Annotated in this window: 13 protein-coding genes and 1 tRNA gene; 5 read left to right on the top strand and 9 right to left on the bottom strand. The window is 54.2% G+C overall.

The window, feature by feature from the left end; genetic code table 11:
* Window positions 1-262: 262 nt before the first annotated feature.
* Together Q0X47_RS06425 and Q0X47_RS06420 are read right to left on the bottom strand one after the other, a co-directional pair.
* Complete coding sequence (locus tag Q0X47_RS06425; protein WP_297724028.1) at window positions 263-1,486, bottom strand: ABC transporter permease; 1,224 nt, start codon at window positions 1,484-1,486, stop codon at window positions 263-265.
* Window positions 1,483-2,388 carry an ABC transporter ATP-binding protein gene (locus Q0X47_RS06420; RefSeq protein ID WP_297724035.1) on the bottom strand — a complete coding sequence of 302 codons (906 nt, stop codon included), beginning with the start codon at window positions 2,386-2,388 and terminating at the stop codon, window positions 1,483-1,485. Before Q0X47_RS06420 ends, Q0X47_RS06425 begins: the two co-directional genes overlap by 4 nt.
* A 188-nt stretch (window positions 2,389-2,576) precedes the next feature.
* Between Q0X47_RS06420 and Q0X47_RS06415 the strand changes: the two genes are divergently transcribed.
* From Q0X47_RS06415 to Q0X47_RS06405, 3 genes are all read left to right on the top strand, one after another.
* Window positions 2,577-3,452 carry an undecaprenyl-diphosphate phosphatase gene (locus Q0X47_RS06415; protein WP_297724026.1) on the top strand — a complete coding sequence of 292 codons (876 nt, stop codon included), beginning with the start codon at window positions 2,577-2,579 and terminating at the stop codon, window positions 3,450-3,452.
* Window positions 3,453-3,472: 20 nt separating this feature from the next.
* Window positions 3,473-4,099 carry a MarC family protein gene (locus Q0X47_RS06410; RefSeq protein ID WP_297724024.1) on the top strand — a complete coding sequence of 209 codons (627 nt, stop codon included), beginning with the start codon at window positions 3,473-3,475 and terminating at the stop codon, window positions 4,097-4,099.
* A gap of 183 nt (window positions 4,100-4,282) precedes the next feature.
* The gene (locus Q0X47_RS06405) at window positions 4,283-5,329 is read left to right on the top strand and encodes an NAD(P)-dependent alcohol dehydrogenase (RefSeq protein WP_297724021.1); all 1,047 of its coding nucleotides are present in this window, start codon (window positions 4,283-4,285) and stop codon (window positions 5,327-5,329) included.
* Here the strand turns inward: Q0X47_RS06405 and Q0X47_RS06400 are convergent.
* The 6 genes from Q0X47_RS06400 to Q0X47_RS06375 all read right to left on the bottom strand — a co-directional run bounded on the left by Q0X47_RS06400 (window position 5,318) and on the right by Q0X47_RS06375 (window position 10,205).
* Window positions 5,318-5,755, bottom strand: coding sequence for a GtrA family protein (locus Q0X47_RS06400; RefSeq protein ID WP_297724020.1), 438 nt, complete (start codon window positions 5,753-5,755; stop codon window positions 5,318-5,320). The two genes, Q0X47_RS06405 and Q0X47_RS06400, sit on opposite strands and share 12 nt — an antisense overlap.
* Window positions 5,756-5,979: 224 nt before the next feature.
* Window positions 5,980-6,052 (bottom strand) — tRNA-Ala (locus Q0X47_RS06395).
* Between the two features lie 101 nt (window positions 6,053-6,153).
* Window positions 6,154-7,353, bottom strand: coding sequence for a hypothetical protein (locus Q0X47_RS06390; protein ID WP_297724018.1), 1,200 nt, complete (start codon window positions 7,351-7,353; stop codon window positions 6,154-6,156).
* A 65-nt stretch (window positions 7,354-7,418) separates the two neighbouring features.
* Entirely contained in the window at window positions 7,419-8,087 is a 669-nt protein-coding gene (locus tag Q0X47_RS06385; protein WP_297724016.1) for a GNAT family N-acetyltransferase, read from the bottom strand.
* Between the two features lie 10 nt (window positions 8,088-8,097).
* Window positions 8,098-9,294, bottom strand: a complete 1,197-nt coding sequence (gene glp, locus Q0X47_RS06380) for a gephyrin-like molybdotransferase Glp (RefSeq protein WP_297724014.1) — start codon at window positions 9,292-9,294, stop codon at window positions 8,098-8,100.
* A gap of 2 nt (window positions 9,295-9,296) precedes the next feature.
* Entirely contained in the window at window positions 9,297-10,205 is a 909-nt protein-coding gene (locus Q0X47_RS06375; RefSeq protein WP_297724012.1) for a UTP--glucose-1-phosphate uridylyltransferase, read from the bottom strand.
* Window positions 10,206-10,281: 76 nt separating this feature from the next.
* Between Q0X47_RS06375 and Q0X47_RS06370 the strand changes: the two genes are divergently transcribed.
* Window positions 10,282-10,929 carry a 5-formyltetrahydrofolate cyclo-ligase gene (locus Q0X47_RS06370; protein WP_297724010.1) on the top strand — a complete coding sequence of 216 codons (648 nt, stop codon included), beginning with the start codon at window positions 10,282-10,284 and terminating at the stop codon, window positions 10,927-10,929.
* 138 nt (window positions 10,930-11,067) lie between these two features.
* Entirely contained in the window at window positions 11,068-11,664 is a 597-nt protein-coding gene (locus tag Q0X47_RS06365) for an SAF domain-containing protein (RefSeq protein WP_297724008.1), read from the top strand.
* Between the two features lie 11 nt (window positions 11,665-11,675).
* Here the strand turns inward: Q0X47_RS06365 and Q0X47_RS06360 are convergent, their stop codons facing one another.
* Window positions 11,676-11,933 carry a hypothetical protein gene (locus Q0X47_RS06360; protein WP_297724006.1) on the bottom strand — a complete coding sequence of 86 codons (258 nt, stop codon included), beginning with the start codon at window positions 11,931-11,933 and terminating at the stop codon, window positions 11,676-11,678.
* Between the last annotated feature and the right edge of the window lie 5 nt (window positions 11,934-11,938).

The raw sequence follows: 11,938 nt of genomic DNA, 5'->3' as shown, positions 1-11,938 counted from the left end.
AAACGCGTAAACAAAAAACAAAACGCTATCGAGATCAAAACCAACAAACCCACTCGCGCGAAGTTTCCCTCGCACCGGGGAACCCGATTTTAGAGCACAGAACTCCCTCAGCGGTTCATTCCGTAGCTTTGCCATCAGGCCCGATTTGCCGCTCTACCGACTTAGTCAGTCGCAAGAGCAACGGATATATAACTTAGTAGGTTTCCTACGCAGTGTCAAATCGAAGTTATACATCCGGGGTTTCCCCCCAGTTTTCAACTGTTTACGACACCGCTTCCCGACGCAAGGCATCCTTCAGTTTTATGCGTTCACCGGTGGCCAAGATTCCCCTGCGGTACAGCCGCGCTCCCAGCCATAACAAAACCGGCAAAATCGCCAGGTTTATCACCATAGAGAGCCAGGGCTCCCACCACTCCACGGTGGAGGAGGCAAGCTGACGTGCCGGCATCGCGTAGCAGTTAAGGAACGGAATTAGCGAGACCACTTTGATGAACACGCTTCCGGGAGTGAGTACCGAGAAGATGGCGGCGTAGAACCCGCCCAACTGCAGCAAAATGAGCGGAAGCGTGGACTGGCCAACATCTTCTTGACGCGATGCCAGCGCTCCCGCCCCGGCGAATAGCACCATATAGGTCGCTAAGCCCAAGATAAACCACACTATGTACCAGCCGGAGAAACTGGCCAGGTCAATTCGGATTCCGCTGGTCAGGCCCGAAAATAACAAGGCCACCAGTCCGGCTGAGCCCATGATTACGATTTGCAGAGCTCCCAATAATGTGATGCCCAGAATCTTGCCGATGAGGAGCTGCTTAGGAGTCACCGTAGAAACCAAAATTTCCACTATTCGTGAGGACTTTTCTTCGACTACCCCGTTAGCCACCAGTTGTCCCGATGCCATGACCGTGCCGAAAAGCAGAGTAATCAGCACCATGACCACCAGGTAAGCAGCGAAGTTAAAGTCATCCCCGCGAGCCTCGGACTCTGAGATGTCTCTCACCTCGACCTGCACCTGCTGCATTTTCTGACCGATTTCCTGGAAACTACCGCCCAGATTCCCGATATACGAGCTCAACATGACGCTTTGCGCGGTGGAGTTAATCATCAACATCGCCGTAGGAGAAGCCGGCCCATCGCTGAACACCACCGGTTTGTTCGCAGTGCCGCCAATCCCCAGGCTAATCTCCTTGTTTTGTACCGCCTGTTCCAATTCCTGATCGTCGGCGTATCCCTTGACCTTATACATCGGCCCCATCGGGGAAGCCGTATTCAGAAAGGGATTCGTCTCGGGTTCAAAGGCCGGTGCGTAACTTTGAGTTTGGGTGGTCACGCCGATTTTTTCGGTGTCTACCTCGGAGAGGTGAAAGAAATTTGCCAATCCCCCTGCAATTAACATCACCAGCACCCCCACGATGGTAGAGATAATGGCAGATTTGGATTTCATTCGCACCGAGAACTCACGCCCGGCGATAATCATGATTTGTTTCATTCCTGCCCCTCTTTCACGCCCTCAGTCTCGGCGACGACCGTCGCGGTTACCTCGGATTTTGGTTCATTTTCCTCCACGGCGTTACGGAAGATTTCCGCCAGAGAAGGAATCACGGGGACGAATTCGGTAACAGCCCCTGCTTCTACCGCTGCTTGCAGTATGGCGTGAGCCGTAGGGCTGTCTGAAAGAACCGGCACCAGCAAACCGCCAGGAATAAACTGTACCGACTGGTTTAATCTGCGAGTGGCTTCCACCCCCGCCGCTAGGGCGGCTTCGTCGCCGCACAGCCTGACCACTGGAGTTCCGGCCTCCCGCCGCAGCTTTTCAACCTCACCCGAGGCAACTATGGACCCGCCCGAAAGAATCGATACGTGCGTACACAGCGACTCCACCAGGGACAGCTGATGCGACGAGAAAATGACCGGCACCCCTTGTGCCGCGTACTCCCGCAACACCCCACTCATGACATCAACTGCCAGCGGATCCAATCCGGAAAATGGTTCGTCGAGAATCAGCATCACCGGATTGTGAACCAGCGCCGCCGCCAGCTGCACGCGCTGCTGGTTGCCGAGGGAAAGTTTTTCCACATTATCTTTCAGCCGCTCGGACACTCCCAAACGTTGTACCCAGCGCTGGGTTGATTCGCGTGCGTTGCTTCGATTCTGACCGTGCAATCTGGCGAAATATTCCAGCTGCTCGCCAACTTTCATCTTTGGATACAGGCCGCGCTCCTCCGGCATGTATCCAATGGAGGCCCGGACCGTGGCGTCAATAGGTTCCTCCCCGAAAGTTACCCGTCCCCGATTCGCGTCAGTGATGCCCATCACAATACGCATGGTTGTGGTTTTCCCGGCTCCGTTCGCCCCCACAAAACCCATGACCTGGCCAGGCTCCACGTTCATGGAAACACCTCGTAAAACGTCCCGCGTTCCAAAAGATTTGTACAAGCCCTCAATGCGCAAAGCTCTACTGTTTTGTTCCAAAATTTCCCCTCACACCAGATTGCCAACCCAAAATCAGGATACAACAATCCCCGGGCTTCCGGTTCCGTTTGTCAAGGTTTCACGATACGACGTATAGGATAAAACCCATGTCATGGTGGGAAGCGCTAATCCTCGGTATCGTCGAGGGCATTACAGAATACTTGCCGGTCTCTTCAACGGGACACCTCACAATTACTGAATACCTGATGGGTAAACAGATTGATGACGTGGGAATGGTCGCTTTCACAGCGGTCATTCAAATCGGAGCCATCGCGGCGGCAGTACTGTACTTTTGGAGTGATATTTGGCGCATCATAAAGGCTTGGGTGACGGGTCTGTTTCACAAGTCCGTCCGGCACAATCCCGATTATCGCTTCGGATGGGCCATCATCATTGGGTCGGTGCCGATTGCCGTGGTGGGATTGCTGTTTAAGGACTTTATCGAGACGGGCTTGCGTTCCATGTGGTTCGTAGCAGCCGGATTGGTGGTGTGGTCAGCAGTGTTGTTCGCTGCCGACCACTATGCGGCGCGGCTGGCGGCGAAAACACCGACTCCCGGTTCACAGAAAGCGACGAAAGCAGACAATGAAACCACTGTCATTCAGGCGCTCCTCATTGGCCTAATGCAATGTGTCTCGCTCATTCCCGGAGTTTCGAGATCCGGAGCCACGATTTCTGCGGGCCTGTTCCTGGGCTTTGACCGGGTTTTGGCGACTCGTTTATCTTTCTTCCTGGGGATTCCGGCGTTGGTTGCCGCGGGAACTCTGGAAGGAGTGAGCAACTTTGACACTATTGGCGCGACTGTAGGTTGGGTGCCCACCATTTTGGGGCTGGTCATGTCGTTTGTGATTGGGTACGTATCTATCGCCTGGTTACTGAAGTTTGTCTCGAAGCACAGTTTTAACTCCTTCATCATCTATCGTCTGTGCATTGGCGGGCTCATCGCGGTGCTGCTGATTTCCGGCATTATCCCGGCAAACTGATTTCGGGTATCGTGGAGTCCATGAAAACTGAACTTGGGTTGTTTATCTCTACATTCACCACATTGTTTGTAATCATCGACCCCTTTGGGAACCTCCCCGTGTTCATGTCTCTAACCAAAGATCTCCCCAAGAAACAGCGTCAAACCGTCGCTTGGCAGGCTAACCTGTTGGCGATTATCATCCTGTTCGTATTCGGGTTCTTTGGCTTTCAACTGTTCGGCCTGTTGGGAATCAGTCCCGCAGCTTTACAGATTTCCGGCGGACTGCTGCTGTTGATTGTGGCTCTGCAACTGTTGACCGGTGCGGAGGGAACTGTCGGCGAAGAGGGGGGCTCATTGAATATCGCCGCCGTTCCTTTGGGCACTCCCCTGTTGGCAGGACCGGGAGCAATAGTAGCTCTGATGGTGGCCATGGGACACGCCGGACAGCATCCCCTGTCCGTTATCGCGGTGACCGGTGGAACCCTCGCAGTGATGTTCACCTCGTGGCTCGCTATGCATTTTGCTACACCTATCATCCGATTCCTAGGCGATTCTGGCGTCGCTGTGATGACGCGATTGGCGGGTATGCTGCTCGCCGCCATCGCGGTGGAGCTGATGATTACCGGTGTTATTTCAGTCGTTCAGGATGTAGCAAAAACCCTTTAGTATTCAATCGAAATAATTTATACCTATATTTTGTATTCTAATTTGTCGATGCATATGGACTTTCAGGAGAAGAACCCAAAGCGGTCCATACGTAATTGAACTAAGCTGAGATGACGACACGGCGAGTCGATGCTTCACGATTATGCGACACCACGGCTTAGCCAAAACCTGAGGAGGAAAGCAATGACGCAAGTAAAAGCTTATGCGATGGACGGACCCGATCAGCCCTTTCACCCAGTAACCCTGGAACGCCGTGAGCCCGGCCCTACTGAAGTGTATTTTGAGGTGAAATATGCCGGGGTATGTCACTCTGATATCCACACCGGCCGTGGCGAATGGGGGTCAGTTATCTACCCACTGACGCCAGGCCATGAGATTGCGGGTGTTGTTACCAAGATTGGAACGAACGTTACAAAATTTAAGGTCGGCGATCGCGTCGGCGTGGGCTGCTTCGTGGATTCCTGCGGTCACTGCGAGGCTTGCGAAGCCGGTAGCGAACAGTTCTGCCGCAACGACGGCGGCACCATCTGGACTTACAACTGTGTGGGACGCGATGGACTGCCCACAGCGGGGGGCTACTCGCAGGGAATTACCGTTGAACAAGACTATCTCTGCCGCATCCCGGATTCCATTCCGCTGGATAAAGCCGCTCCGATTTTGTGCGCTGGTATCACCTTGTACTCTCCTTTGACTCGCTGGGGCGCCGGACCCGGCAAGAAGGTTGCTATCGTGGGGATGGGCGGTCTGGGTCATATGGGAGTCCAGATTTCCGCCGCTCTGGGTGCCGAGACTCACGTCATCTCGCGCACGCGCTCCAAAGAGGCTGACGCTCGCCGGTTTGGAGCCGTAGAACTTCACCCCACTTCTGAGCCGGGCACCTGGGAGTCGATGGCAGGACGGTTTGACCTGCTGGTTTCTACGCTTAGCGATGGGGTAGAACTTGACGACCTGGTTGCTTGCGTGAAGCCTGAAGGCGTGGTGGCTGTAGTAGGACTGCCCGAACACAGGCAAGAATTTTTGATGCGTAATGTCGTCAATGATCAAAAGATTATCGCTGGTTCCAGCATCGGAGGCATTGCCAAGACTCAAGAAGTCCTGGACTTTTGTGCCGAGCATGACATCGCACCCCAGATTGAAATCATCAGTGGGGATAAAATCAACGAAGCCTGGGAAAACGTGGTGAATTCCAAGGTGCGCTACCGCTACGTGATTGACACGTCAACTTTCTGATTCACGCGAATCCAAAAAAATTTTCCGCGTCACAAAGTTCCACACCGCGACAACCACGGTGGCGAGGATTTTTGTGATGAGAGGGTCGATGCGGAACACGACATCGCCGACGTAGAGCATGATTTCGTTGATACCTAAGCCAATGACGGCACCGACGAAGAACAGGATGATTTCACGTCGGCGAGTCATGTCGCTCTTGTGCCTGAAAACATAGCGCATCGATGCCGCGTAGTTGAAGGCTAGGGAAACGCAGAAGGAAATCACCGCCGCAATGAGGTAATGAATTCCTATGAATTTGTAAAGGAAGGCGAAAAGCGTGTAGTCGATAAAGAAAGCCAGTAATCCCACAATCCCGAAACCGATAATCTGGTTGCACAGATGCCGCAGTTTCTTCCAGCGATGAGACGATTGAGGTGCTGTGGCCATTTCCTTATGTTCGACTGTGATTTACGACACTAGAATCGGAACCGGTTTCGCCCAAGCTCGAACTTCCAATCGTAAAGGTAGGGGTGTCGAGTCCTTTCAGGTAAATCCACGGATAGAACGGCTTTCGCGGGTAATTAAAAACGTTAAGTGGGTGGTTTAATGGGTGGTTTTTACTCGATTTCCCGACCCCCAAAACGCTCTGACCTGCGATTATGTCTGTCCGGTGGAGCATAGGGGATTCGAACCCCTGACCTCAACATTGCGAACGTTGCGCGCTACCAACTGCGCCAATGCCCCGGTTCGTATAGATTCTAGCGGTTGCAGGAGCTAACTTCCAATTTTTCCGACCCTTCAGAAAGTACGGCAAAAATGCGCAGGAGATTGAAAGAAAATACGCTTTAGTCTCCGCTGGCGCGGCGACGTTCCAGGATACTTTCCAAGTCCACCGGAGCCGCACTCACGTCTTTTGCGGCCAAGGCCTCACCGGCAGGCAGAATCTGAGCTGTCTGCGGACGCATGGGTACCGGGGCGTATTGCCAATCGACACGAAAATCTTGTTCCACAACTACCTGGCGTATGGCACCCGTCTTAAGCGTGTAGGACGGGGTCGGTAGATCAGCAGGATTCCACTTTGCGGTAGTTTCCTGCACAGTTTCAACAGGATTCTCAACGTTTTCAATGCCGGGCTCTGTTCCAGATTTTGCCTTTTTATCAGGGCTCGAGTCTGCTGTTACCGGCTTTGTTTGAGCTTCAGCCTCATTATCATTTTGTACCGGACGTTCCGAATCAGTCAGGTACTCTGCGTTCTCAGCCAGACTTACCGCAGTAGCGGGCGCGGCTTCATTAGCTATCTGCACCGCTTGAGCCAGAGTACCGGGCACCGGTTTTCCTCCTGCTAGCGATGCCGCGGCAACCCTAGCCCACTGCTTAGCTCCGCGCATCCCTACCGACTGCAACGCCGCTCTCCCTGCGGGACTTTGCGCCAAACGCTTTTCGAGAATCCGAATGGACTGCTGGAATTGACGGTCTTGCTCGCGACCGCGCTTCGCCGCTACCGCCCCCCACCAGATAGTTGCCACGATACCCATTACGGGGGCAGCCAGAACCCACCAGGCTAGGAAACCGGTGGCTGCAAAGACGCTGACCACCACCAAAGCAAACACCATGCCACCCAACAGGCCAACGCGACGACGAGCCGAAGTGACCCGGTTGGAAGCTGCCGCCGCGCGGTTGGCCTTCGTCTCTGTGTAGGTTCTCAAATCCTGAGCCATCTTAATGGGACGAGTCGCTGTTCGTCCAAGTTGACCTTGATTTTTATGCAGAGCGACCTCTACGGAATGGGGTTGCTGCACCTGTTGGTCTAGTTCCAAAAGGCGCACTCCGTCCGAGAACCGGTCATCGTTTCGGGCTTGGCCCATTAGACGCCGCGATTTGGCCACCTGGGGTAAAAGCACCCCGATGACCACCAGTGTCAGGCCTAAAAGAATCCATGCAGAGATACCCACAAACCCAAAATAACGACCGGGCGGTACAAAAGGGTCACGCCACTCCGTAATCCCCTCGGAATACCGCAGTTTGACCAGCTGCGGAATCCTCACCAGTTAACAACTACCACATTGCTAACAATATTCACACTGACTCGCGAACAATTTTTGACCGGCGGCTAGCCACGTTGACGCGCCATCTCCAACTTGGCCACCATGTCACCAGGATGCCATTCTTCCGTAGTAATTGCGAAAGAACTATGGTCACGCCACGCCCCATCAATGTAGAGAAAACGCTGACGCAATCCCTCATAGCGCAGACCGAGCTTTTCCATGACCCGCAGTGAGGGGCTATTCTCAGGCCGAATATTCACTTCTAAACGGTGTAGACCGTAGGAGGCAAAACCCCAATCAATGACCATAGCTAGGGCCAGCGGAGTCAGACCCCGACCAGCGAAACGGGAGTTAATCCAATAGCCCAGGGCAGCGCTCATCTCTGCCCCCCGCTGCACCGAACTAAGGGAAATTTGGCCAGCTAGGCGGCCTGCGGCAACGATTCCGAAGTACATCCCCTGACCCAAGCGCGCGGTGCGAGCGGCATCCTTCACGAACTCATCCATGCTGACCGGGTGACCCAACCCCGGCGGCGCTCCGGCCTCCCAAGGCGCTAACCAAGTCCGGTCTCCCATGCGCAACTTTTCGATGGCGAAAAAGTCGCGCCCCTTTAGCTGGCGTACTTCCAGCCAATCGAACTCCGTTTGCAGACCCCGTTCTTTCAGGTTTTCTTCCCGGATGATTATCCGCCGAAATGCCCCCGGGTAAACTGTCTCACCTCGCAAATTACGCATTTTGTAACGCTCATTCCAAAACCATACAGTGCAAGGTTTGTTGAGGCTGGACTTCTGTGATGTCCTCCGGAACCACCGCAAAGGCATTGGCCTGAGCCAGAGCCGCCAGTCTAGCCTGCGGATGCGAACCCAATACTTCTGCGCGGTATTCTCCCGGTTTTCCGGTCAGAACCACGGGAACAAACTCACGACGTTCCGCGGGAGAAACCCAACCTCGTGACATTTTTGCCGGCACGGAAGCACGGTACAGATTCGACCAACCCGCCATCTTTCGCAAAGCCGGGCGCACAAAAGTTTCAAATGCGACTTGGGCAGCCACTGGGTTACCCGGCAGACAATAAATCGGAACCTCGCCCAACTTGCCGACCCCTAACTGACGGCCCGGAGCAATGGCCACATTGTCAAAGCGTAGGGAGCCCAAAGGCGTGAGCACGTCCTTCACAGTATCTGCCGGACCGTAGGATAGACCTCCCGTGGTAACAATCACATCAGCACGCACCAGCTGGTCTTCAATAGTTTCCCGCAACCGCGAACGCTCATCGGTAACCATCACCCGAAAAGTTTTCGCGTCAACTTCCTCGGCAGCGGCGGCCAGGCTATGACCATTCGCATCATTAACCTGACCCGGTTCACGATGAGCTCCCGGCTCTACAAGTTCATCACCAATGCTCAAAATCACGACCCGGACTCGGGGATGCACCCGCACCCGTCCCTTACCCAAAGCCGCTAATAGAGCGATTTTTTGCGCATCCAGACGTTGACCGGCACGCAGTACCGTTGTCCCGCCGGGGACATCGATACCGCTGGGAATGACCATTGCGGAGGCTCCTGGAGAGATCGGCTGGTTGACTGTGACCTGGGAAATGCCCATATCTGTTGACTCCACCGGCGCCACTGCATCTGCACCGGGAGGTAGCGGAGCCCCTGAAGCAATCCGGATGGCGCTGCCCGGCACCAATCGCGTCCACACGGTATCACCCGCTTGAATGTCCGCGGTAACGGGTAAGACTGCGGGAGCGTGAGCCACGTCCTGCGCCCGCACCGCATAACCATCCCCACCAGCCAAGTCAGTTGCGGGCAGGCTGGATTCGGCAATAATATCCGCCGATAACACGCAGCCCACGGCGTCTTCCAGGGGCACTGCCAGTTCCGGCAGCGGTTCAGCGGCCAGCAGGCACAGATTCAGATGTTCTCCAACGGAACGCATCGTCACTCTCCTGCTTGCGTATCCTCATTGACAGAAATCTTATCCGCTAGGCCCTGGATGAATTTACGCATGGTTTTACCGACATACTCATCCTCCAGGGATAGTTCGATCTGTGCTTGAACGTATCCAGCTAGATTACCGGTATCAAAATGGCGTCCACGGGAAACAACCCCCCAGACTCCGCCCCCTTCCGTAACAGGAATTTCAGCAAAGGCAGCCAGAGCGTCGGTCAGCTGGATTTCGTTGTTGCGTCCCGGTGGAGTTTGGGCCAAAATCTCAAAAATACGAGAATCCAAAACGTAGCGCCCCATCAGAGCGTAATTGGACCGTACTTGTTCAGGATTGGGTTTCTCAATGATGTTTGAAAGTTTAAATACCACATGACCGCCAGTGACTTTGTCGCTCAAATCAGCTGTTTCTACGGTTGCGGAACTGTACATTTTCGCCTCTTCAGTGGTCACTTCCATTAAAGCCACCACGCAACCACCAGTCACAGTATGTACGTCCAGCATAGCTTGCAGTAATGGGTCTTCCGGATGATAGAGATCGTCCGGAAGCTGAACCACAAACGGTTGATTCCCCACAATATCACGAGACTGCAGGACGGCGTGACCAAGGCCCTTAGCGACTTCCTGAGTAACGAAATCAACCTGCGGCATAGTAAATGCGCGGGGGTGACTTGGATTATCGTCCTCGCTAGGGGTGAAAAATTCGCGCAAGGCAGGCTTTTGAGGACTTGTAATCAGATGGAACTGCTCGATACCACAGCGTTGCGCCTCCTCGATAACTGTCAGTAGGACGGGCTGACCCACCAGCGGCAGAAGCTCCTTGGGCACAGATTTTGTCAACGGATACATACGGCTACCTTTACCGGCAGCGGGAATAACAGAGCATTTAACATTAGCAACCATAACACCAGCCTAATGTATTTATTCCAAATAACCTGATAAAAGGGAGACATTAAGGCACAATGTTAAGGTGCATGAGATGGAGCTAAACTTACCTGATTTGCGTGGGCAGGAACCCGAAGACGCTAAGCAGCAGTTAAGGCAACTCATTCGCGGATTTAGGGATCGGCTCAGTGATAGCCAGGTTTCCCAGGCCGGCCAGGAAATTAGGGACCGCGTGCTGGAGTTCGCCGCAGACTTTCACACTATTGCTTGCTACGTCTCAGTTAAGAAAGAGCCTCCTACCCTGGAACTAATCGAGGCGCTTTATCAGCAGGGCAAGCGGCTATTGGTGCCAAAGCTGGGTTCCAAGCTCAACCGTGACTGGGCTTATTATGCCGGTCGCGACGATCTAGCCAACCGATCCCCGAACCGACCGATGGAGCCCAGCGGGGACGCTTTAGATTCCTCCGCCTTAGCGGCCGTGGACCTGGTAATCACCCCCGCTCTGGCAGTGGACAGACAAGGAAATCGCTTGGGTCAAGGCGGAGGCTGGTATGACCGCGCCTTGCCTTACGTTAAGAAACAGACCCCTATCTATGCGCTGTGCTACACCCATGAGTTGCAGCGGGAACTAATCCTTCCCACCGACCAGTACGACATCCCCGTGACCGGCGTGTTGACGCCCTCTTGCTGCTTCAAGTTGGCAGGCTCCGAGTTTCAAAAGTCGGGAATTTTGCCCGCTTAATTCCCTTCCATCGGCCCTTTGTACTGCTGTTTTACTCGATCACAGGAGGTTTTCCACAAGGGCGGTGAAATTCGGGTTTTCCACAGGTAGACAACCGTGGTGGTGGCGCGTTTTCCGTCATCTTCCTAGCGTGGACTCATGAACATAAATCGTTTTTGGAATTGGCGTTACCCCCTCGCCGCGGGTTTGGCTATCTTGGCCGTGTTCGTTGTGGTAACGCTCTTTTTACCTGAGAAGGCCGCCGCCACCGTAGTGGTGGTCAAACATGAAGTGTGTGCCGGCTGTGAAATTACCGCGAAAGACGTGGGGCTTTCCGCTCTGGCTCCCTCCGGTGTTCCCCGATACCACTATCAAAAAGCTGACCGTGTCATCGGGAAAACCGCCGCGGTTAACTTGTCTTCCGGAACCGTGCTTCAGCCTGCATTGTTGGTGGAAAACGCGGTGGAGGATCTGCGGACAGGAGAGGTTGCCTTCGCCGTCGAAGTCAGCGACCCCGCGGTGGCAGGGTTCTCCAAGACCGGGCAGCGGGTAGAAATTTGGTGTTCCGGAGGGAACGTGGATGGGGAACTGTTAGCTTCCAATGCTCGGGTCGTCGGGGTAAAAGCAGTCTCAGAGAGTTTCTTGGGCACCGGAAACTCTGCCTCTATCGCTTACTTGGCGGCTCCTGAGGACGAAGCTCGCCGAGTCATCGCCGCCAAAGCCGACTATGACCTCAGTTTCGTGGTTCGCCGATAGCAGATGCCGGACTACAGCTTTCCGAAATGCGGGGGAATGTCCGCCTTCAGTCGTTTGTCATTGGATTCGTCGATTTCTTCTGGTGTTTCCGGAGTCGCCTCAAGTTTTCCTGAGCCGGGAATCGCGAATGGGTTGGCTTTGCCTTCGTCCTGCTGGGAGATATAAGTGGCGCGACGGTGGCTGCGAATTCGCCGACGTTGTCGTTTCGGTTCGGTCTGAGCCTTTCGAGCGGCAAAAATTTCAAGTGGAGTAGGTTTGTTCTGTTCCATCGTTT

The sequence above is a fragment of the uncultured Mobiluncus sp. genome (assembly GCF_947254095.1).
Lineage (GTDB): Bacteria > Actinomycetota > Actinomycetes > Actinomycetales > Actinomycetaceae > Mobiluncus.
Note: the sequence above shows the minus strand (reverse complement) of the source record. Positions and strands in the feature narration are given on the sequence as shown.